General features: G+C 74.2%; 20 protein-coding genes. 6 read left to right on the top strand and 14 right to left on the bottom strand.

Going from position 1 to position 21,437, the window contains the following annotated elements; all coding sequences use genetic code 11:
• The first annotated feature begins 134 nt into the window (after window positions 1–134).
• From ACSUPR_RS07800 to ACSUPR_RS07825, 6 genes are all read left to right on the top strand, one after another.
• A complete protein-coding gene (locus ACSUPR_RS07800) occupies window positions 135–926 on the top strand; it encodes an NUDIX hydrolase (RefSeq protein ID WP_436890462.1) in 792 nt (263 codons plus the stop codon).
• Window positions 927–943: 17 nt separating this feature from the next.
• A complete protein-coding gene (locus ACSUPR_RS07805) occupies window positions 944–2,002 on the top strand; it encodes a molecular chaperone DnaJ (protein WP_436890463.1) in 1,059 nt (352 codons plus the stop codon).
• 31 nt (window positions 2,003–2,033) lie between these two features.
• Window positions 2,034–3,023: a hypothetical protein gene (locus tag ACSUPR_RS07810; protein WP_436890464.1), complete on the top strand. Its 990-nt coding sequence runs from the start codon at window positions 2,034–2,036 to the stop codon at window positions 3,021–3,023.
• On the top strand, window positions 3,020–4,375 hold the full coding sequence (locus ACSUPR_RS07815; protein ID WP_436890465.1) for an adenylosuccinate synthetase: 1,356 nt from the start codon (window positions 3,020–3,022) through the stop codon (window positions 4,373–4,375). The genes ACSUPR_RS07810 and ACSUPR_RS07815 overlap by 4 nt, the downstream gene beginning before the upstream one ends.
• A gap of 112 nt (window positions 4,376–4,487) precedes the next feature.
• Window positions 4,488–5,741, top strand: coding sequence for an NAD(P)/FAD-dependent oxidoreductase (locus ACSUPR_RS07820; RefSeq protein WP_436890466.1), 1,254 nt, complete (start codon window positions 4,488–4,490; stop codon window positions 5,739–5,741).
• Window positions 5,742–5,840: 99 nt separating this feature from the next.
• Window positions 5,841–6,734 carry an alpha/beta fold hydrolase gene (locus tag ACSUPR_RS07825; protein WP_436890467.1) on the top strand — a complete coding sequence of 298 codons (894 nt, stop codon included), beginning with the start codon at window positions 5,841–5,843 and terminating at the stop codon, window positions 6,732–6,734.
• Window positions 6,735–6,832: 98 nt separating this feature from the next.
• Here ACSUPR_RS07825 and ACSUPR_RS07830 read toward each other — a convergent pair whose 3' ends face one another.
• The 14 genes from ACSUPR_RS07830 to ACSUPR_RS07895 form a co-directional block, all read right to left on the bottom strand.
• Window positions 6,833–7,315, bottom strand: a complete 483-nt coding sequence (locus ACSUPR_RS07830; RefSeq protein WP_436890468.1) for a DUF4282 domain-containing protein — start codon at window positions 7,313–7,315, stop codon at window positions 6,833–6,835.
• 124 nt (window positions 7,316–7,439) lie between these two features.
• Window positions 7,440–8,189: a YebC/PmpR family DNA-binding transcriptional regulator gene (locus ACSUPR_RS07835; RefSeq protein ID WP_436890469.1), complete on the bottom strand. Its 750-nt coding sequence runs from the start codon at window positions 8,187–8,189 to the stop codon at window positions 7,440–7,442.
• Window positions 8,186–8,794: a pyridoxal 5'-phosphate synthase glutaminase subunit PdxT gene (pdxT, locus tag ACSUPR_RS07840; protein ID WP_436890470.1), complete on the bottom strand. Its 609-nt coding sequence runs from the start codon at window positions 8,792–8,794 to the stop codon at window positions 8,186–8,188. The genes ACSUPR_RS07835 and pdxT overlap by 4 nt, the downstream gene beginning before the upstream one ends.
• Window positions 8,795–8,894: 100 nt before the next feature.
• On the bottom strand, window positions 8,895–9,806 hold the full coding sequence (gene pdxS, locus ACSUPR_RS07845) for a pyridoxal 5'-phosphate synthase lyase subunit PdxS (RefSeq protein ID WP_436890471.1): 912 nt from the start codon (window positions 9,804–9,806) through the stop codon (window positions 8,895–8,897).
• A gap of 187 nt (window positions 9,807–9,993) precedes the next feature.
• Window positions 9,994–10,560: a hypothetical protein gene (locus ACSUPR_RS07850; RefSeq protein WP_436890472.1), complete on the bottom strand. Its 567-nt coding sequence runs from the start codon at window positions 10,558–10,560 to the stop codon at window positions 9,994–9,996.
• Window positions 10,561–10,602: 42 nt separating this feature from the next.
• Entirely contained in the window at window positions 10,603–11,739 is a 1,137-nt protein-coding gene (locus ACSUPR_RS07855; RefSeq protein ID WP_436890473.1) for a glycosyltransferase family 4 protein, read from the bottom strand.
• 3 nt (window positions 11,740–11,742) lie between these two features.
• Window positions 11,743–12,717 carry a phosphatidylinositol mannoside acyltransferase gene (locus ACSUPR_RS07860; RefSeq protein ID WP_436890474.1) on the bottom strand — a complete coding sequence of 325 codons (975 nt, stop codon included), beginning with the start codon at window positions 12,715–12,717 and terminating at the stop codon, window positions 11,743–11,745.
• A 25-nt stretch (window positions 12,718–12,742) separates the two neighbouring features.
• The gene (pgsA, locus tag ACSUPR_RS07865; protein WP_436891914.1) at window positions 12,743–13,444 is read right to left on the bottom strand and encodes a phosphatidylinositol phosphate synthase; all 702 of its coding nucleotides are present in this window, start codon (window positions 13,442–13,444) and stop codon (window positions 12,743–12,745) included.
• Between the two features lie 314 nt (window positions 13,445–13,758).
• Window positions 13,759–14,328, bottom strand: a complete 570-nt coding sequence (locus tag ACSUPR_RS07870) for an HIT family protein (protein WP_436890475.1) — start codon at window positions 14,326–14,328, stop codon at window positions 13,759–13,761.
• Between the two features lie 87 nt (window positions 14,329–14,415).
• Window positions 14,416–16,074 carry a DUF885 domain-containing protein gene (locus ACSUPR_RS07875; RefSeq protein ID WP_436891915.1) on the bottom strand — a complete coding sequence of 553 codons (1,659 nt, stop codon included), beginning with the start codon at window positions 16,072–16,074 and terminating at the stop codon, window positions 14,416–14,418.
• 127 nt (window positions 16,075–16,201) lie between these two features.
• Entirely contained in the window at window positions 16,202–16,795 is a 594-nt protein-coding gene (locus ACSUPR_RS07880; RefSeq protein WP_017572034.1) for a GTP-binding protein, read from the bottom strand.
• Between the two features lie 34 nt (window positions 16,796–16,829).
• The gene (locus ACSUPR_RS07885; RefSeq protein WP_436891917.1) at window positions 16,830–17,246 is read right to left on the bottom strand and encodes a DUF742 domain-containing protein; all 417 of its coding nucleotides are present in this window, start codon (window positions 17,244–17,246) and stop codon (window positions 16,830–16,832) included.
• A 98-nt stretch (window positions 17,247–17,344) separates the two neighbouring features.
• Window positions 17,345–17,746: a roadblock/LC7 domain-containing protein gene (locus ACSUPR_RS07890; RefSeq protein ID WP_073376201.1), complete on the bottom strand. Its 402-nt coding sequence runs from the start codon at window positions 17,744–17,746 to the stop codon at window positions 17,345–17,347.
• A gap of 229 nt (window positions 17,747–17,975) precedes the next feature.
• Window positions 17,976–21,338, bottom strand: coding sequence for a nitrate- and nitrite sensing domain-containing protein (locus ACSUPR_RS07895; RefSeq protein ID WP_436891918.1), 3,363 nt, complete (start codon window positions 21,336–21,338; stop codon window positions 17,976–17,978).
• Between the last annotated feature and the right edge of the window lie 99 nt (window positions 21,339–21,437).

Here is a 21,437-nt window from a genome sequence, read left to right on the forward strand (position 1 = left end):
CTCGGAGTCCGCCTCCCGCCGGGCGGCCCGTGGCGGCGGTGCGCGCCGCGGAAATGGGGTGGACTCCTCCCGGGAGGCGTGCTAAGTTCTCCTCAGATCGAGAAAAACTCACTCTGAGAAGAACTGGACGGGCCATGGTGGACGACGGGATGCGGCGGGATGCGGACGAGAGGGAGTTCCTGGCCGCCTACGATCCGCGCGCCTACGCCCCCGCGGCGGTGACCGTCGACGTCGTGGCGATGACGATCCGCGCCGGGGAGCCGCTGGTGCTGCTGGTCCGGCGCGGCGCCAGCCCGCAGAAGGGCCGGTGGGCGCTGCCCGGCGGCTTCGTCCGGGCCCAGGACGGCCCCGACGGGCCCGCCGACCCCGACCTGCCCGACGCGGCGCTGCGCGTCCTGGCCGAGAAGACCGCGCTGCCCGCGACCCTGCACCTGGAGCAGCTGGGCACCTACGGCGCCCGCGACCGCGACCCCCGCATGCGGGTGTTCTCCGTTGCGTACATGCTGCTGGCCCCCGACCTGCCCGATCCCGAGCAGGGCCGCGACACCGCGGAGGCCGCCTGGATCCCCTGGCGCGACCTCGGGCACGGCGGGTCCGCGCGGTACGAACCCGCCTTCGACCACGCCCGCATCGTCGCCGACGCCGTCGAGCGGGCCCGCGCCAAGCTGGAGTACACCTCCCTGGCCACCGCGTTCCTGCCGCCGGTGTTCACCATCACCGACCTGCGCGAGGTGTACGAGGCCGTGTGGGACCGGCCCCTGCACGCCGCCAACTTCCACCGCAAGATCCTCGCCGCCCCCGGGTTCGTCGAGGACACCGGCGAGCTCGCCGGGCGCGGCGGCCCCGGCGGCGGCCGCCGCGCCCGCCTGTACCGGGCGGGCGGCACCGCCGCCCTGTACCCCCCGCTGCTGCGGAGCACCCAGTGACCCCCGTGGAGGCCCCCATGACCGTGGAGGAGGCGGCCCGCGCCGTCCTCACCGCCCGCGACCCGTCCGACCTGTTCGGCCCCCTGCCCGCCGACGGCGGCGTGCCCGCCGCGGCCTCGGCCGCCCACCGGCGGCTCGCCCGCCTGCTGCACCCCGACACACCCGCGGGCGACGCCGCGCTGTTCACCCGGCTGGCCGGGATGTGGACGCGTTACCGGGAGGCCGTCCGGGGCCGGGTCGGATTCGACGACCACGTGGTGGTCACCGCCACCCGCGGCTACCACGTGGGGTCCTCCCCCCTCGCCTCGGGCGACGTCGCCGACCTGTACCCCGTCCGCTACCGGGACGGCGACTGGCACGGCGCGGTGCTCAAGGTGCCCCGGTCCCCGCGCGACAACGACCTCATGGAGGCCGAGGCCACCGCCCTGGAGCGGATCCGCGAGCGCGGGCCGCGCGAGGCGCGGGCGTTCTTCCCCCGGCTGCTGGAGTCGATCCGCCACCGCGACGCCGCGACCGGGGTCGAGCGCAGGGCCAACGTGCTGGCCCGGCTGGACGGCTTCCACAGCCTGGCCGACGTGCGCCGCGCCCACCCCGGCGGCGTCGACCCGCGCGACGCCGCGTGGATGTGGCGCCGCCTGCTGGTGGCGGTCGACGCGGCCTCCCGGGCCGGGGTGGTGCACGGGGCGGTGGTGCCCGAACACGTGCTGATCCACCCCGGGGAGCACGGACTGGTCCTGGTCGACTGGTGCTACTCGGTCACCGGGCACGCCCCGCGCACCGCCCCCCACATCCCCGCGATGGTCCCCCACCGCAAGGACTTCTACCCGCCCGAGGTGGCCGAACGGGGCCCGGCCTCGGTGCGGACCGACATCTACATGGCGACCCGGTGCATCGAGTACGTCACCGCCGGACGCCTGCCCCGGGAGCTGCGCTCGTTCGCCAGGGGCTGCGCCCTGCCGTCGGCCGCGCAGCGTCCCGCCGACGGGTTCGCCCTGCTGGTCGAACTCGACGAGGTCCTGGAGCGGCTCTACGGGCCGCGCCGGTTCCGCCCCTTCGCCATGCCCGACCCCCGCTGAACCCCGCCCCACCGAACAAGGAGAACCCGCCATGGGAAGCAGCCACTGGTCCACCGACGCCTACCACGCCCGCAAGGCCTTCAACGCGGCGGCCGGGCGCAGCGACTTCGGCTACACCGACGACGTCCTGTCCTCGGTGCCCCGCAGCAAGTGGAAGGTCCACGAGAAGCTCGACCCCAAGGGCGTCGCCGTCCGCGAGAGCCGCGACTCCGACGAGCACCCCGAGTCCCTGGCCATCTCGGTGCTGTTCGACGTCACCGGCTCGATGGGCCGCGTCCCCCGCGTGCTCCAGAGCAAGCTGCCCGCCCTGTTCGGCCTGCTGCTGCGCAAGGGCTACGTCGAGCACCCGCAGATCCTGTTCGGCGGCATCGGCGACGCCACCTGCGACCGGGCCCCGCTCCAGGTCGGCCAGTTCGAGTCCGGCAACGAGCTGGAGGAGGACCTCGGCAACATCCTGCTGGAGGGCGGTGGCGGCGGGCAGGTCACCGAGTCCTACGAGCTGGCCATGTACTTCATGGCCCGGCACACCGCCATGGACTGCCTGGAGAAGCGCGGCCGCAAGGGCTACCTGTTCCTCATCGGCGACGAGAAGGCCTACGGGAAGGTCAAGGCCCGCGAGGTGCGCGAGGTCATCGGCGACGACCTGGCCGAGGACATCCCGTTCCCGCGGATCCTGGAGGAGCTGCGGCGCAGCTTCGAGGTGTACTTCATCATGCCGAGCGGCAGCAGCCACTACACCAACGACGAGGTCCGGGGCTTCTGGGACACCCACCTGGGCCAGAACGTCATCCACCTGGACGACCTGGGCGCGGTGTCGGAGACCATCGCGGTGACCGTCGGCCTGGCCGAGGAGGCCGTCGACCTGGAGGAGGGGCTGGCCGACCTCGCCGACGCCGGGTCCGACGCGGGCGGCGTGGTCGGCAAGGCGCTGCGGCCGCTGGCCGGGCCGCGCGGCTCGATCGTGCGCTCGGACGCACTGCCCGGCACCGACCTCTCGGCCCCCGGGACGGAGCGGCTGTGACCGGCCTGCCGTGGGCCGACGCCTCCGCCGTCGTCGTGGACCTGGGGTTCGGCGACGCGGGCAAGGGGGCGACGGTCGACCTGCTGTGCGCACGGCGGCGCTACGGCGCCGTCGTGCGCGCCAACGGGGGCGCCCAGGCCGCCCACAACGTGGTGGCCCCCGACGGGCGCCACCACACGTTCTCCCAGTTCGGCGCGGGGACCCTGGCCCCGGGCGGGCCGGTGCCCACGCACCTGTCCCGGCTGATGGTGGTGGACCCCTTCGCGCTGGCCGCGGAGGGCGCCCACCTGGCGTCCCTGGGCGTGGCCGATCCGTTCGCCCTGGTCACGGTGGACGGGCGGGCGCTGATCGCCACCCCCTGGCACCAGGAGGCCAACCGGGTCCGCGAACGCGCCCGGGGCGGAGGCCGCCACGGATCGTGCGGGATGGGCGTGGGCGAGGCGATGGCCTACGCCCTGGCCCGCCCCGGGGACGCGCCCACCGTCGGCGACTGCCGCGCGCCCGCGGTGCTGCGCCGCAAGCTGCGCCGGCTGGCCGACCACCTGGAGGCGCTCCGCCGCGAACTGGGCGGCGGCGCCCGCGAGGCCCCGGACGTCGAGGACTGCGTCGCGGCGTACGGGGGGTTCGCCGACCGGGTCCGCATCGTGGACGAGGCGTACCTGCCGGGCCTGCTGGCCCGCACCCCGGTCGTGTTCGAGGGCGCCCAGGGGGTGCTGCTGGACGAGTGGCACGGCTTCCACCCCCACACGACCTGGTCCACGACGACCACCGCGAACCCGCTGGCGCTGCTGGCGGAGGCCGGCCGCCCCGGCGACGCCCGCCGGATCGGGGTGGTGCGCGCCTACACCACCCGGCACGGGGCCGGGCCCTTCCCCACCGAGGACCCGGCGCTGGCCCCCCTGCTGCCCGAGCCGCACAACGGAACGCACCCCTGGCAGGGGGCGTTCCGGGTGGGCCACCTGGACCTGGCCGCCCACCGGTACGCGCTGGCCGCCACCGGCGGGGTGGACTCCCTGGTGGTGACGCACGCCGACAGCGCCGCCGCGGCGGGCGACCGGCTGCGCCGCTGCACCGGCTACACCGACCCGGCGGGACGGCCGCTGGAGATCACCCCGGGCGAGGCCCCGGCGCCCAGCCACCCGCTGCACCCGGCCCCGGGCCGCCTCGACGCCCGCGCCGACGCCCACCTGCGCCGCCAGGAGGCGCTGGCCGGCGCCCTCGCCACGGCCCGGCCCGTCCTGGCCGACGGCCCCACCCCGCCCGAGGCCCTCGCCGAGGCCCTGGGCGCCCCGCTGGAGGCGGTGTTCTCAGGCCCCACGCGCGCCGACGCCCGGATCCTCGCCCCGGCCTGATTGTGGGTTTCTGACAGAATCGCCCCTCCCTGTTGTCCGATACGGACAATCCCTCTCGTCCGGACACAGGCCATGGTGGGGTCCGACGGTCATGAGGGGGAAGAGGGCGGAGATGACGGACACGGGGCGTGCGGTCCGGCACGTGCTGGTGGTGGGGGCCGGAGTCGTCGGGCTGTCCACCGCGTGGTTCCTCCAGGAGCACGGCGTACGGGTCACCGTCGTGGACCGGGAGGGGGCCGGCGGCGGCGCCTCCTGGGGCAACGCCGGATGGCTCTCCCCAGGCCTGGCGATCCCGCTGAACGAACCCGGCGTGCTGCTCCAGGGGCCGCGGTCCCTGGTGGACCCCGATGCCCCGCTGTCGATCCCGCCGACGGTGTCCCCCGCCCTGTGGTCGTTCCTGCTCCGGTTCGCGGCACACTGCCGGTGGCCCTCGTGGGAGCGCGCGGTCCGCGCGAACCTGCCGCTGAACACCGACTGCCTGGAGGCGTTCGACGAACTGGAGAAGGCGGGCGTGGGCACCACCGCCGTCTCCTCCCCCATCACGGCGCTGTTCCGCTCCACGCGGGCGGCGGCCGCCCTGGTGCGCGAACTCGACCGGATCGGCTCCTCCGGCCTGGAAGTGGAGTACACCGCCCTCGCCGGGGACGACGCACGCTCCGCCGCGCCGCAGGCGGCCGCATCGATCCGCGCCGCGGTGCGGCTGTCCGGGCAGCGCTACGTCGACCCGGGCGAACTGGTCCGCAACATGGCCTCCTCGGTGCGCGAACGCGGCGGCACGGTCCGCGGCGGGTTCGAGGCGGCCTCCGTGCACCGCTCGGGCTCGACGGTCACCGTGGTCTCCGGTGCCGGCGAACCACTGCGCGCCGACGCCGCGGTGGTGTGCTCCGGCGCCTGGTCCGACCGGCTCCTGCGTCCCCTGGGGGTACGGGTCCCGGTACGGGCGGGCCGCGGCTACTCCTTCACCGTGCCCGTCGACGCCCCCGTCACGGGGCCGGTCTACCTGCCCGAGGCCCGTGTGGCGTGCACTCCCTACCGGGGCGGGCTGCGGGTGGCGGGGACCATGGAGTTCCGCGGACCGGACGACGCCCTGCGGCCCCGCCGCGTCGAGGCCATCGTGCGCTCGGCCAGGCCCTTCCTGAAAGGTGTGCGCTGGGACGAGCGGAGCGACGTGTGGGTGGGCCCGCGCCCGGTCACCCCGGACGGCAGACCCCTGGTCGGCGCCACCCGCCTCCCCGGCGTGTACACCGCCGGGGGCCACGGCATGTGGGGGCTCACCCACGGCCCCGTCACCGGCCGCCTCCTGGCGGAGCGGATCGCCACGGGAAAGGCCCCGGCGGCCTTGGCCGCGTTCGACCCCCTGCGCTGAGAGATCCCCGGCTCGGGGCCGGGACACCGCCGAACGGTGTCCCGGTCCCGAGCCGTGTGCGCGGCACCCGCGCGAACCCGAGCGATCCGAGGAAGAGTGATGAGTCCGCTGTCCGTGACGCCGGTGCGTCAGGCCCGGTCCGTGTACCGTTCGGCGGTCGGCGAGGTCGTCGTGCGCGCGTGGTGCGAGGCGGCCCTGGCCCGGGAGCCCGGGCTCAGGTCCTCCCTGGTGACCGCCTCGGGCCGCACCGCCGGGGTCCACGTGCTGCCGGGCGGTCCGGCGACACCGGTCCTGCTGCTGTCCGGGGAACTCCTGGGAACGGCCAACCTGGTCCCCGCCCTGCGCTCCCTGGCCGAGGACCGGACCGTGGTCTCCGCCGACCTGCCCGGGCTGCCGGGGACCGGCGACGCCTCCCGCTCGGCGCTGCACCGCGCCGGCGCCCTGGGCGTCTGGCTCGACGACCTGTTACCCCGGGTCACCGAGACTCCGGTGATCGTGCTGGGCCACGGGATCGGCGCGGTCGCGGCCCTGACCGCGACACCCTCGCCGCTGGTCGCCGCCCTGGTCCTGGTCGGCCCGGACGGCCTGGCCGCCCCCGTCCCCGACCTCGGAAGGACCCGTGCCGCCTGGGCGTGGCGGCTGTCCCCGAACGCCCGGACCGCGGCCGGCCTGCTCGACGCCCTGGGCACCCCGCCGGATCGGTCCGGACACCACCCGCTGTCGGTGTGGACGGCGCTGGTGGGGCGGCACTGCCGGGCCGAACCGGTGCCCGGGCTGCTGCGCGGGGAGGAGTTCCGGGACTGGTCCCGTACGCCGGTGACCGTCGCGGCCGGGGAGCACGACCGGGTGCTCACGCCCTCCCTGCTGAGCGGACCGGCGCGCCGCCTGCTCGGCACGGGGGTGCGCGTCCTGCGGGGCGCCGGGCACCTCGCGCTCCACGACGCCCCGGAGGCGGTCCGGCGCCTGCTCCGCGAGGCCGATCCGCACCGTTGACGGAGCGGGCGGGCACCGGGGCCCGTGCGCACCGCGACCGCGATCGCCGCCCGGGGCACGGGTGGGGACAGGGCCCGGGAGTGCGGCCGCCGCGCGGGTCAGACGCCCTTGGCGCGGCGCAGCGCGGACAGGTCGTCGCCGATGCGGAGCAGCACCAGGACCAGTTCCAGCGCGATCCGGGTGACCAGCACGGCCAGCGCGCCGCCGACGAGGCTCTCGAAGAGCCCCAGTACCCCGGCGACGGGGCTGTGCGGCATGGCGCCGATGGAGCCGACGACACCGGACAGTGCCGAGAGCCCGATCACGACGAGCCCCACGATGTACAGGACCTTGATGATCCGGGGGGCGACCGACTCCCTGAAGGTGAAGTCGAAGAGCGAGCCGAGGATCCCCGGGGCGGCGGGGGCGGCCGGGGGCGCCTGGCCGCCGGCCGGCACCTGGTACCCCGGCGGGACCTGGGCCCCCGTCTGGTACGGCTGCTGGTGGCCGTAGGGCTGCTGCGGCTGCTGCGGCTGCCCGTACTGCGGGTGGTCGCCGCCGTACTGGGAGGGGTCGTAGGGGTTCTCCGGAGGAGTGCTCATGGGGGGTCCTCACCAAGGGATTCCAGGGTCGCCCCCACCCTACTGCGCCGCGGATCACCCGGCGGAACGCCGGTGGCCGCACTCCCGGGCGGGGGTGCGGCCACCGGCGTTGCGACGGTCCGCCTCAGCCGATCTCGGCCATGACCTCGTCGGGGATGTCGGCGTTGGTGAAGACGTTCTGCACGTCGTCGGAGTCCTCCAGGACGTCCACCACGCGCAGGACCTTCTTGGCGGTCTCGGCGTCCACCGGGACCTCCATGGTCGGCAGGAAGCTGGACTCGGCCGACTCGTAGTCGATGCCCGCCTCCTGGAGCGCGGTGCGCACCGCCACCAGGTCGGTGGCCTCGCAGACGATCTCGAAGGCCTCGCCGATGTCCTCGACCTCCTCGGCACCGGCCTCCAGGACCGCGAGGGTGACCTCGTCCTCGGTGGTGCCCTCCTTGGGCACGATCACGACGCCCTTGCGGTTGAACAGGTACGACACCGAACCGGCGTCGGCCATGTTGCCGCCGTTGCGGGTGACCGCCACGCGCACCTCGGAGGCCGCGCGGTTGCGGTTGTCGGTGAGGCACTCCACCAGCAGGGCGACGCCGCCGGGGGCGTAGCCCTCGTACATGATGGTCTGCCACTCGGCGCCGCCGGCCTCCTCGCCGGAGCCGCGCTTGCGGGCGCGCTCGATGTTGTCGAGCGGGACCGAGTTCTTGCGGGCCTTCTGGATGGCGTCGTAGAGCGTGGGGTTCCCGTCGGGGTCACCGCCACCGGTCCGCGCGGCCACCTCGATGTTCTTGATCAGCTTGGCGAAGAGCTTGCCGCGCTTGGCATCGATGACGGCTTTCTTGTGCTTGGTGGTGGCCCACTTGGAGTGGCCGCTCATGCGAGTCCTTTCACGATGTCGACGAAGTGGCGGTGGATGCGCGCGTCGCCGGTCAGTTCGGGATGGAAGGACGTGGCCATCAGGACGCCCTGTCGTACGGCGACGATCCTACCGGCCTCACCGGGACCGGGGACGGTGCCGAGCACGGCGACGTCGGGACCGACGGCCTCCACCCACGGCGCCCGGATGAACACCGCGTCGAACGGCCCCCCGTCCAGTCCGTCGATGCGGACGCCCGTCTCGAACGACTCCGTCTGGCGGCCGAAGGCGTTGCGGCGCACCGTCATGTCGATCCCGCCGATCGTCTCCTGGTCGGCGGTGCCCCCCAGGATACGGTCGGCCAGCATGATCATCCCCGCGCACGTGCCGTAGGCGGGCATCCCGGCGCGCACGCGCTTGCGCAGCGGCTCCAGCAGCCCGTAGCGGACGGCCAGCTTGGACATGGTGGTGGACTCGCCGCCGGGGATCACCAGGCCGTCGACGGTGTCGAGGTGCTCGGGCGAGAGGACCCTGGCGGTGTGGACGTCGAGGGTCTCGAGGACGCGCTGGTGCTCGGCGACGTCCCCCTGGAGGGCCAGGACGCCGATGGTGGGTCTGTGGGTCACGTACGGCCTCACTCTGTACTGCCTGTTCGCCCGGACCGGACCGGGACGGAGGGGTCGGGCGGGACCCGGGCGGCGCGGCGGCCGCCCGGGACGGGTTCCGCTACCAGCCGCGCCCGGCGTAGCGCTGGGAGTCGGACAGCTCCTCCAGGTTGATGCCGACCATGGCCTCGCCCAGACCGCGCGAGACGCGCGCGATGACGGCGGGGTCCTCGTAGTGGAGGGTGGCCTGCACGATGGCGTCGGCGCGCTTGGCCGGGTCGCCGGACTTGAAGATGCCCGAGCCGACGAACACGCTCTCCGCGCCGAGCTGGCGCATGAGGGCGGCGTCGGCGGGGGTGGCCACGCCGCCCGCGGAGAACAGCGGGACGGGCAGCTTGCCCAGCTCGGCCACCTCCTTGACGATCTCGTAGGGCGCGCGGAGCTCCTTGGCGGCGCCGAACAGCTCGGCCTCGTCCAGGGTGCCCAGGCGCTTGATCGCCGAGCGGATGGACCGCATGTGGCGGGTGGCCTCGACGACGTTGCCGGTCCCGGCCTCGCCCTTGGAGCGGATCATGGCCGCGCCCTCGGCGATGCGGCGCAGGGCCTCGCCCAGCTCGGTGGCACCGCAGACGAACGGCACGGTGAAGGCCCACTTGTCGATGTGGTACGCCTCGTCGGCGGGGGTGAGGACCTCGGACTCGTCGATGAAGTCGACGCCCAGACTCTGCAGGACCTGCGCCTCGACGAAGTGGCCGATGCGGACCTTGGCCATGACCGGGATCGAGACGGCCTCGATGATCCCGTCGATCATGTCCGGGTCGGACATGCGGGCCACCCCGCCGTCCTTGCGGATGTCGGCGGGGACGCGCTCCAGGGCCATGACGGCGACGGCACCGGCGTCTTCGGCGATCTTGGCCTGCTCGGGCGTGACGACGTCCATGATGACGCCGTTCTTGAGCTGCTCGGCCATGCCGCGCTTGACGCGTTGGGTACCGACGGCGTTGTCGGAGGTGGTCGATGCGTTGTCAGCCACGGTGGTGGACTCCCGTCCCATCAAGTGTTTCCAGGGGATTGGTCGTTCCCGGACGGCGGCCGGCGCTCGCACGTTGGGGGCGCGCTGACGCCTCGGCGCCGCGCACCCCGGGACTCCCGGACCACCATGCTAGTTCCTCCCCTTCCGGGAGGCTTTGGCCAGATAGGCGTTTTCCCGGCTGAGGGTCTTACATGGTGTCGGGTGCGGGCACGGGGACCGGCAGGTCCGGCGTCCGGTCGTCGATCTCGAAGAAATCGGGCAGCGGTGCCCCACCGGCCAGGCGGAACAGGCGGACGGCCCGGGAGCGGCGGGCCCGGCGGGTGTCGGCGACGGCGTCGTTGTAGAACACGCGGGCCAGGTGGACGCCCCTGGCGGCGGCGGCCGCGGCGGGCAGCAGCCCGGCGGCGTCGGCGGTGTGCAGCGCGGCGGGGTCGGCCAGGGTCCGGCGCAGGGCGTGGGACAGGGCGCTCTCGGCGGACTCGCCGCCGCCGACCGTGCCGTCCCCGTCCCGGTCCCCGGCCGCCGCCGCGGCGGCGGCCAGGTCCGCGCCGTGTTCGGGGCCGAGCAGCCGGGCCAGGCGGGCGGCGGTCTCCCTGCGCCGCTCCAGGGCGGTGCGCAGTCCGGCCCGGGACAGGTCCACGCGCTGGTGGAGCCGGTGCAGCCGGGTGGCCCGCCAGGACAGGTAGAGGCCGCAGGCGATCACGGCGGCGAGGGCGCCGACCGCCACGAGGACCGCCAAAATCTGCTCGTTCATGCTCAGCACCCCCTCGCGTCCAGGTTACGGACCGGGCCGGGTTCAGCGGGTGCGGACACGCGCCCCCGTCCTCGGCAGGACGGTCTCGTAGACGTGCACGATGTCGGCGGCGACGGTCTCCCAGTCGTAGGCGCGCACCGCCTCGCGGGCGGCCCGGGACAGGGCGGCCCGGCGGGCGGGGTCGTCGAGCAGGGCGTCCGCCCGGTCGGCCAGGTCCCCGGGGTCTCCGACCGCGAACAGCTCCCCCGCGGCTCCGCCGCCCAGGACGGCGGAGAACGCGGGGATGTCGCTGGCCAGGATCGCGGCCCCGGCGGCCATCGCCTCGGTCAGGACGATGCCGAAGCTCTCCCCGCCCAGGTTGGGGGCGCAGAACAGGTCCGCGGAGTGGTAGGCGCGGACCTTGTCGGCGTCGTCGAGGCGGCCGGTGAGGACGACGCGGTCGCGCAGCCGGTCGGGGACGGCGGACAGGGCGGGCCCGGGGTCGCCGGGGCCGGCGACCAGCAGGCGCAGCCCCGGCCGGTGCGGGGCGAGCCGGGTGAACGCCTCCAGCAGCACGGCCAGCCCCTTGCGGGGTTCGTCCAGGCGGCCCAGGAAGCCGATGGATCCCCCCTCGCCGGGGAACCCGGGCAGCGGCGGGGCCTGGGCGAAGCGGCGGACGGCCACCCCGTTGGGGATGAGGACGGCGTCGCCGCCGACGTGCTCGACCAGGGTGCGGCGGGCCGCCTCGGAGACGGCGATGCGGGCGTGGACCTTCTCCAGGGCCGAGCGCAGCGCGTGCGATCCGGCGGCCATCGCCCGCGAGCGCGGGTTGGAGGTGTGGAAGGTCCCCACCAGCGGCCCCTCGGCGGCCCAGCAGGCCAGCAGGGAGACGCTGGGGGCGGCCGGCTCGTGGATGTGCAGGACGTCGAAGTCGCCACGGGAGATCCACTGGCGGACCCGGGCCGCGGTGCGCGGCCCGAAGCTGAGCCGGGCCACGGAGCCGTTGTAGGGCACCGGCACGGGCTTCCCGGCGGGGACGAGGTGGTCGGGCAGGTCGGCGGGGTCGCCGCCGACCGGGGCCAGGACCGACACCTCGTGGCCACGGGCGATGAGGGTGTCGGCGAGGTCGCCGACATGCTGCTGCACCCCGCCGGGGACGTCCCAGGAGTAGGGGCAGACCAGGCCGATCCGCATGCCCATGGCCTACCGGACCCGCCCGCCCGCGCGGTCCGGGGCGTGCAGTGCCTCCAGGGCGGCCGCGGCCTCCCGCCGGGCCCGGCGGGCGCGGTCCTCCTCGAGGTCGCGCTCGAAGAACGGCTGGAGCATGTGCCAGTCCTCGGGGTGTTCGGCGATGGCGCCCTCGAAGACGCGCATCAGGTCCTGGGTGGTGCGCCGGATCCGCTCGGAGCGGGTGGCGCCCCCGGCGACGGGGATCTCGTCATGGACGCGGATGTTCCAGTACGGTCCGTCGTACCAGAGGGAGACGGGCATGAGGGCGGCGCCGGTGTTCAGCGCCAGGGCGGCCGGGCCGGTGGGGACGCGGGCGGTCTCGCCGAACAGCTCGACCTCCACCCCGGTGCCGTTGATGTCGCGGTCGGCGAGCAGGCACACCAGTCCGCCGCCGCGCAGGCGGCGGGCCAGGGTGGCGACGGTGCTGGTGCCCCCGCCGGTCAGCGGCAGCACCTCCATGCCCAGGGACTCGCGGTGGGCGGTGAAGCGCCGGTACAGGCTCTCCGGGCGCACCCGCTGGGCGACGGTGGTGAGGGGGGTGCCGCGCAGGGTGATCCACGCCCCGGCGTGGTCCCAGTTGCCCATGTGGGGCAGGGCGGCGATGACCCCGCGCCCGTCGGCGACGGTCTTCTCCAGGGTCTCGATGCCGGTGGCGCGGGTGTCGCCCAGGATGCGCTCGGGCGTCATGGCCGACAGCCGGAACATCTCGTAGAAGTACCGCATGTAGGAGCGCATCCCGGCACGGGACAGGGCGCGCAGCTGGGCGTCGGTGGCGTCGGGGCCGACCAGGCGGCGCAGGTTGCGCTCCAGGCCGCGGGTGCCCCCGTCCCGGGCCCGCCAGGAGCGGTCGGCGATCCGGCGGAAGACCGCGCGCCCCGCGCTCTCGGGAGCGCGGCCCACGGCCGCCCATGCCGCCGCGTAGGCCGCCGCGGCCACCCGTTCGTCCACGTCCGTGCCCTCTTCCTTCCGGTGTCTAGCGCTGGTTGCCCGGGGCGGGCTCGGCGCCCTCGCCGGTGCCGTCGGAGAAGTCCGGTCCGGGGTCGGCGTCCGCGTCCCCGCCCGCCGCGGCCTCCCGCTCCTGCTGCTGAGCGTAGTCCGCCTCGTTGAGCCGGGCACGGGTCTCCAGCAGGCGCTGGAGGATGGTGAGCAGGCTCATCCCCGCCAGCACCCACAGGCCGCCGGCCAGGACGTAGGGGACGCCGAACTCGCTGAGGGCCACCGAGACCAGGATGACGATGAGGCGCTCGGTGCGCTCGGCCACGCCGACGTCGCAGTTGACGCCCAGCCCCTCGGCGCGGGCCTTGATGTAGGACACCATGAACCCGCTGATGAGGCAGAACACGGTGAGCCCGGCGAGCAGCGGGTCGTCCCCGCCGTCGATGAACCACCACAGCAGGCCCGCGAGGATGGCGGCGTCCGCCATGCGGTCGAGGGTGGAGTCGAGGAAGGCGCCGAACGCGCTCTCGGCGTCCTTGGCCCGGGCGACGGCGCCGTCGAGCATGTCGAAGAGCACGAACACGGTGATGACCACCGAGCCCGCGTACAGCTCGCCGCGCGGATAGAAGTAGAGGGCGCCGGCCATGACGCCGGCGGCTCCGATGAGGGTGACGATGTTGGGGGTCAGGCCGATCCGGGCCAGGCTCCGGCCGAGCGGAGCGGTGATCCTGGAGACCAAGGGGCGAAGGATTCTCAGCATGTCGTCTAGTGCACCTCCCTCGGCGGACGCCGGGGGATTTCCTGGCGCACGCGACGCTCCGCCGGCCGACGGGCCTGCGGTCCGTGCGCGATCGACGCCAGCCGGGACGGCACCGGCCCGGATTTCTGGGCTTGTGGGAGGTACCGCGCATGCGCGCAGCAAGCGCGCCACGGCGATGATCCTAACAGTCGGCCACGGCGATTCGCGGCGAACGGCGCGTCACCGTACCGGGCGGGCGGTCCGGGGGCCGTGAGGCTCCCCGGCCCGCCCTCCGGGCGCGCGGCCGGCGGCGGTCAGCCGGTCGGCCAGCGGTCGGCGAGCCGGGCGCGGGTCTGCTCCAGGAGTTCGGGGAGCACCTTGGTGTGCCCGATGACCGGCATGAAGTTGGTGTCGCCGCCCCAGCGGGGGACGATGTGCTGGTGCAGGTGGGCGGCGATGCCCGCCCCGGCCGCGGTGCCCAGGTTCATGCCCACGTTGAACGCCTGGGGGCGGGAGGCGGCGGTGAGCGCCCGGATCCCGTCCTGGGTGAGGGCGGCGACCTCGGCGGTCTCCTGCTCGTTGAGCGCGGTGTAGTCCGACACGTGGCGGTAGGGGCACACCAGCAGGTGGCCGCTGTTGTAGGGGTACAGGTTGAGGACGACGTAGGCGCTCTTGCCGCGGTGCACCACCAGGCCCTCGGGGTCGCTCAGGCCGGGTGCGCGGCAGAAGGGGCAGCCGTCCTCGGGGCGCGAGCCGGTGGGCTTGCCCTCGCCCTTGATGTAGGCCATCCGGTGCGGGGTCCACAGCCGGTCCCACCCGTCGGGCTCGCCGGTGCCCGCGCCGGGGGCGCCGCCCGGGTCCTCGTAGCCGCTGCCGTCCGTCATCTGCCGACCTCTCCGCGCCGTCGTGCTGTCAACGCCCCAGCATAGAAGCGCCCGGCTGCGGGCGCGTCCGGGCCCGCCCGGGGCCGCTCACAGGCCCAGCAGGGCGCGCAGGTGCCGGGGCGGCGGGGAGCCGTGGGCCAGCATCGCGTCGTGGCGCTCGCGCTCGGAGAGCCCGGGGCGGGCGGCCGCCAGGTCGCGGGCGGTGTCGGAGACCTCGGCGTGGCCCACGTAGTAGGTGGACAGCTGGGCGCTGGTGAGCAGGGCCCGGCGCCACTTCCCGGCGGCCTCGCCCTCCTCCTGGTGGCCGCGGTCGACGAGCAGCGCCATCGCCTCGGCCTCGGTGAGGTCGCCGGTGTGCAGGCGCACGTCCAGGATGGCGTTGAGGATCATGCGCAGCCGCATCTTGAGCTGCACCAGGCGCAGGACCGCGTTGTCGGCGGGATCGTCGGACCATCCGTGCCGGGCCATCAGCTCCTCGGCGTAGACCGCCCAGCCCTCGACGAAGGAACCGCTCCACAGCACCCGGCCCACGCGCGTGCCGCCCCGGTGGCGGGCGGCGTGGGAGAGCTGGAGGGCGTGCCCGGGCATCGCCTCGTGGACCATGAGGTCGCGCAGCATCCCGGCGTTGTACTCGCGGAAGAACGACTCCTTGCGGGCGTCGGGCCACTCCTGCGGGGGCGGCGACACCGCGATGAGGGTGGAGCTCCGCCCGGCCCGCGGGTCGAGCGGCCCGGGCGGGTCGCAGTAGGCGACGGCGACCCCGCGCCGGGACTCCGGCATGGGGATGACCTCGACCGGGTCGTCGTACACGGTGACCAGGTCCAGTTCGCGGACCCGGCGGTCGAGCGCGGCGAGGGCCTCCTCGCACAGGGGCCGGACGGTGTCGGGCCCGGTGGCGTTCTCCGCGGCCACCCGGGCCAGGGCCCGGGCGGCGAGCCCGGCGGCGGGCGGGCGGCCCAGGTAGTCGGCGGAGGCCTCGGCCAGGGCCTCCTCGGTGGCGATGAGGTCGCTCTCGGCGCGCACCAGCAGTGCCTCGGGCGACAGCTCCGAGTCGAGGGCGTACCAGAGCCGGGCGGCGAAGACCCGCTCGCCCAGGCGGGGGTCCGCGGTGGAGTGCTCCAGCCGTCCGGTCAGCCACTCCCCGTACTCCTCGACGGCGGCCAGCGCGGCCTCCAGGGCGTTCTCCAGGCCGGCCGGGGCGGCTCCGGGCTCCCGGGCGGCCAGGGCGGGCACGCCGTCGGTGAGCAGGGCGCGGTCGCCCTCCAGCCGGGCCAGGGCGGTCTCCACGTGCACCCGGGACATGCCGGGGCCCGACCCCAGGCGCTCGCGCGCCACGGCCAGGTGCCCGGGCAGGGCGGAGCAGCGGGCGGCCAGCGCCGCCAGCCGGTCCGCCGCGGGGAGCAGGTCGCGCTCCACCAGCGGGTACACGGCCCCGCCCGGGGAGTACTCCAGGGGGTCGCGGGAGAGGGGGCTCAGCTCGGTGGTGTGCCACAGCTCGGAGCCCAGCCGGGCGCGCAGGACCTCCAGGTCGACCCGGTCGCCCGGGGGCAGCAGGTCGTCGTCGATGTCGTCGAGCGAACCCAGGGCATCGGTGAGGAGCCGGGCGCGCCGCGCGTCGGCCTCCTCGGAGCGGTCGGTGAGGCGGTCCGCTCCGCGCGGATCGCCCAGGTCCAGGGCCCACTCCGGGTCCTCGTCGAGGAGGGCGTCGAGCACGCGCTCGGCGACCCCGCGGAAACGGCCGGTCATCTCCCCCGGCTCGGGGTGGGAGGAAGAGCTCATCCGGCCATGATGCCAGGCAGCACGGACGCCCGGTTCCCGTGGAACGGGAACCGGGCCGTGCACTGTGCGGGACCCCGGCCCGAATCGGCCTCCGCTAGCGCCAGGAGTTCTGGCCGCCGGTGGAGGTGGGCTGTCCTGCGGCGCCCTCGGGGTCCCCCACCGTGATGGCGTGCTCGACGAGGGTGATGAGCGTCGACTTGGTGGAGGCCCGGTCACGGGCGTCCACCTGGACGATCGGGATCTCCGGGCTGAGCGTGAGCGCATCCCGGACCTCGTCCGCGGCGTGGGGGTAGTACCCGTCGAACCCGTTGATCGCCACGATGAAGGGCAGACGCGCCTCTTCGAAGTAGTCGATCGCGGGGAAGCAGTCCGCGAGGCGGCGGGTGTCCACCAGGACCACGGCGCCGATGGCGCCCTTGACCAGGTCGTCCCACATGAACCAGAACCGGTGCTGTCCGGGCGTGCCGAACAGGTACAGGATCAGGTCCGAGTCGAGCGAGACACGGCCGAAGTCCATGGCGACGGTCGTGGTCTGCTTGTCCGGCGTCTTGGCGAGGTCGTCGACCCCGACGCTGGCGCTGGTCATGACCGCTTCGGTGGTCAGCGGCACGATTTCGGAGACGGAGCCCACGAATGTCGTCTTCCCGACACCGAAGCCCCCGGCGACGACGATCTTGACCGACGTCATCGCGTTCCCCCCAGCACCGCCTTCCTCGGCCGGGCTAGAGCTTGCGAAGTCCACTGAGCACCCTTTCAAGCAGGTTGGTGTTCGGGCGGGCGTCGTTGTTGAGCGAAGACCTGATCTGGACCAGTCCCTGCTCGGACATGTCCGCCACAAGCACCCGCGCCACTCCGAGGGGCATCCGCAGAAGCGCGGAGATCTCCGCCACGGAACGCCACTCCCGGCACAGGTCGCTGATCGCCTGCCATTCGGGCGTCAGCGTGCCTGACTCGTTTCGGGCCGTCGGTGTCGTCGAGATCAGAGCTTCGAGAGGAAGCTGCGACTTCGGCTTGGTCCGGCCCTTGGTCACCGCGTAGGGGCGGACCAGAGAACTGGGCGCGCTACCCGCGGCGGATCGTTGATCGTACGGTTGTTGGATAGGTCGAGGAACATCTCCGCCGCCCGGAACCGCCGGGATCCCCCCTGTGGGGGGACCGCTCGGCTGTTGTCCGAACCACGAGGCGCTCCCGGCATCTCTACTGTGAGGTGCCACCACTTCCTCCTGTCGGTGGTGGATCAGTGGATTCCCGAGGTGCGCGCCGCTGGTGTCAGCGCCCGCCCCGCCCGCTCGACGAGCAGGGTCATCTCGTACGCGACCAGACCGAGGTCGCTCTCCGCGGAGGCCAGTACCGCCAGGCAGGAGCCGTCGCTGATGGCCATGATGAGCATCAGCCCCCGCTCCATCTCCACGACGGTCTGCGCGACCGCTCCACCCTCGAACACCCGGGCCGCGCCCTGGGTCAGGCTGGACAGGCCGGAGGCGATCGCCGCCAGCTGGTCGGCCCGGTCGGCCGGGAAACCCGCGGACGACGCCAGCGGCAGACCGTCGGAAGAGACGACGATCGCGTGGGCGACATCGGGTACCCGGTCGGCAAAGTCAGTGATCAACCAGTTGAGTTCATTCACCTGTCGACTCATCTGATCTCCTGTCCAAGTTCGCCGGCTGGTCTCTTCGGCACTGCTACCGCCGGCACGGCATGTGACAGCACTGCCTCTGCAACTGCCCGGACCCTCCCGTGGGGGTGGTCGGGAGCCTGGTGTTCGATTCTCTTCGGGCGACGGGTGCGCGTCCGAGAAGCTCGGTAGATGCTATTGCATCCGGCTTCCCTGAATAAGAGGCACCCCGTCCCGCTGTCCCGCACCGCGCTCACCCCTCCGACTGCCCGTCGCCCAGGCGGTTCCGTCCCTCGCGGACGCCCTTCTGGAAGCCCGAGAACCGGTTGCGGACGCGATCCGCGCTGCGGGTCGGCATCTGCTTGAAGTTCTCCGGCTTGGGAGCCGTCCCAGGGACAAGGTTTGCCTTGGGAACCCGTTTTGGCAACCCCGAGGTGGTCAGCCCGCCCGCGATGGGCTCGGCGGCCGACCTCGCGGCCTTCCAGCCGCGGTCGGCGGCGGAGTTCCACTCCTGCTCGGAGCGGGTCTCCGGCTCGGCCTCCCGGACGGGCTGCCGGTCCGGGGCGGCCGGTGCGGCCGGAGCCGCCGGAGCGGCGGGCGCCGCCGGGACCTGGCGGATGGGGCCGGTCTCGGTCGCGTCCACCGTGGGCCCGCCGGTCCGGCGGCGGAACCAGTTGGACTCGATGGCGTCGAAGATCGGGAGCGAGTCGTTCTCCTCGCCGCCCGGCGTGGGCGGGACGACCGTGTTCCCGGCCGGGCCCTGGGCCGCGCCGTAGCGGCGGGAGAGGTAGGCCGTGGAGCCGTAGCCCTCGCGGGTCTCCCCGGCGCCGTTGCCCGAGCGCCAGGAGCCGGTGTCGTTCGCGGCGGGGGGCCGCTGCCCGCCGGCGGTCCAGTCCGTGGTGGACGGGGCCGCGGGCGCCGCCGGGGCGGACGAGGCGGAGACGGCCGGGAAGGTCTCGGTGTCGGGCTCGTCGCGGCGGGTGTCGCGCCGGTGCCCGGCGCCGGAGCGCGACCCGTTGTCCGTGAACGCGTCGGACGCGGGGCGCTCGGTGCGGCCGCCGCCGAAGGCGTCGTAGCTCTCGGGCTCGGGCCGGCGGAACGCGCCGGTGTCGGCCGGCCGCCGGAAGGCGCCGGTGTCCGCGGGGCGGTCGAAGGCGCTGCCCTCGGAGGCCCGCTCGTACCGGTCGGACTCGCGTTCGAAGGACCCGGTGTCCACGGGCCGGCTGAAGGAGCCGGTGTCCGTGGAGCGGTCCACGGGGCGCTCGAAGAGGGATCCCGTGGCCTCCTCCCGCGGCGCCGGGTCGAAGAGGCTGTGGCCGGTGCTCTCGGGCGCCGGGGCGGCCTCCTCCTCCGGGGTGTCGTAGGGGTCGACGACCCGGCGGTGGGTGCCGGTCTCGCCGGACGGCGTGCCGGAGCCGCTGCCCGTGCCCCAGACGGAGTCGGACTCGGTGGTCTCGGGGGCGTTGCCGCCGCTGTTCCACAGGTCCTGGCCGCTGGGCGGGTGCTCGTCGGCGCGCGAGGACGTGCCGGGCTGGCGCTTGGGCAGTCCGGTGCCGAGGTCGGCGCCGCCGCCCTGGCCCTGCCAGGCGTCGGTGGGCTCGGGCGCGGCCGGGCCGGAGGCGAAGGCCGCCTCGGCGTCGGCGTAGGTGTTGGGCGTGCCGGAGGAGAGCTCCAGACGGCTGTCGGGGCCGCCCAGGGCGTGCTGGCCCTCGACGGGGGTGATGAGCAGGTCCGGCGGCAGGACGACGACCGCGGTGGTGCCGCCGCCGTGCGCCTCCTTCAGGTTCATGCGGATGCCGTGGCGGTGGGCCAGGCGCGAGACCACGAAGAGGCCCATGCGGCGGGAGACCGCGACGTCGATGACCGGCGGGGAGGCCAGGCGGGCGTTGATCGCCGCCAGGTCCTCGGCGGCCATGCCGATACCGCTGTCGGTGACGTCGACCTGGACTCCGCCGTTGTCGAGGGTCTTGGCGCTGACCAGGACCTCGGTGTCGTGCGGGGAGAACGAGGTGGCGTTCTCCACCAGCTCGGCGACGAGGTGGATGACGTCGTTGACCGGGCGGCCCAGCACCGAGATGTGGGAGGGGGCCCGGACGTTGACGCGCTCGTACTGCTCGACCTCGGAGACCGCGCCGCGCAGGACGTCGACCAGCGGGACCGGCTGGGCCCACTTGCGGGTGTTGTCCTGCCCGGAGAGGACCAGGAGGTTCTCGTTGTTGCGGCGCATGCGCGTCGCGAGGTGGTCGAGCTGGAACAGGTCGGAGAGGCGGTCGGAGTCCTGCTCGGACTGCTCCAGACCGTCGATGAGGCGCAGCTGCCGTTCCACCAGGGTCTGGCTCCGGCGGGACAGGTTGACGAACATCGCGTTGACGTTGCTGCGCAGGGCGGCCTCGTCGGAGGCCAGGGTCAGGGCCACGCGGTGGACGTCGTCGAAGGCCCGGGCCACCTCGCCGATCTCGTCGTGGGTGTCGACCTCGATCGGGGTGACCTTGACGTTGTCGGGGACCGCCCCGGCCTCCTGCATCCGGTTGATCGCGTCCGGCAGGTCGCGCTCGGCGACCCTGCGGGCGCCGTCCTCCAGGGTGCGCAGCGGGCGCACCAGGGAGCGGACCACCAGGGAGGTGAGGATGAAGACGGCCAGGAGGACGCCGGCGACGACCACGAGGTCGATCAGGGCGCGGCCGAGCGCGTCGCCGCGCAGTTCGGCGGCGTCGCCCTGGATGCCCCGGGCGACCTCCTCCTCGACCGTCTGGAGCTTGCTCAGGGCGACCCCGGAGATCTCGATGTAGTCGTCGGGGCCGTCGTTGGAGGTGACGCCGCTCAGGGGGGCGTCGCGCTCGGCGCGGTACATGACGCGCATGCGCATCGTCGAGACCTGGCTGACCTGGAGGCCGGTGAAGTTCTCGTCGAAGATGTCGCGCTGGGTGGGCGAGGCGGCCTGGACGAAGTTGGAGATCTCGTTGTCGTAGCGCGCGCGGCTGGAGTCGATCGCCTCGGCGATACCGCCGGTCATCGAGTTGCGGTAGAGCGAGTGGCTCATCAGCGCGGTCTCGTAGGACAGCTGGTCGCGGGCGTTGGACAGGGCCGTCAGCGTGCGGACGCTCTCGCGCAGGTCGGTGTCGCCGGTCTCGTCGGCGATCGTCTGGTTGAACTCGGTGAGCGACCGGGTGATGGTGCGGTACTTGGTGACGACCGGCAGGACCGTGATGCGGGTGTCGTCGACCTCGTCGCGCAGCGAGTCCAGCGTGGTGAGCTGGGTCCGCATGTTGTTGAGGCGGTTGTTGGCGAGGCTGCCGTCGACCTCGCCGATGTCCTCGAGGCGGACGGTGAGCTTCTGCTGGAGGTCGCGGGTGGCGGCGCGCTCGTCCTCCAGGAGCTGGAGCTTCTCGTCGGACCGCCGAGCGGGGTCGGGGTCGTCGGAGATGTAGACCGCGCTGGCGCTGCGCTCGCGGCCCAGCTGGTTGGCCAGTTCCACGATCAGGACGCCGACCTCGGCGCGGTCCTCGATGTGCGCGTGGGTGACCGTGGAGACCGCGGCCTCGTAGACCCGCAGGCCACCGAGGGCGAGTGCCACGGCGGTGGGGATGACGATGAGGGCCACCAGACGGGAACGCACCCGCCAGTTACGTGGCCTCCACCAATCGGGTCTGCGCTGGAGCGCGGCATCGGCTCGTTCGGCCTGCGCTGCCTCGCTCTGCGCGCTGGCCCCGTTCTT

Origin of the sequence: Nocardiopsis dassonvillei, assembly GCF_964273065.1 — a bacterium.
Classification (GTDB): Bacteria; Actinomycetota; Actinomycetes; order Streptosporangiales; family Streptosporangiaceae; genus Nocardiopsis; species Nocardiopsis dassonvillei_B.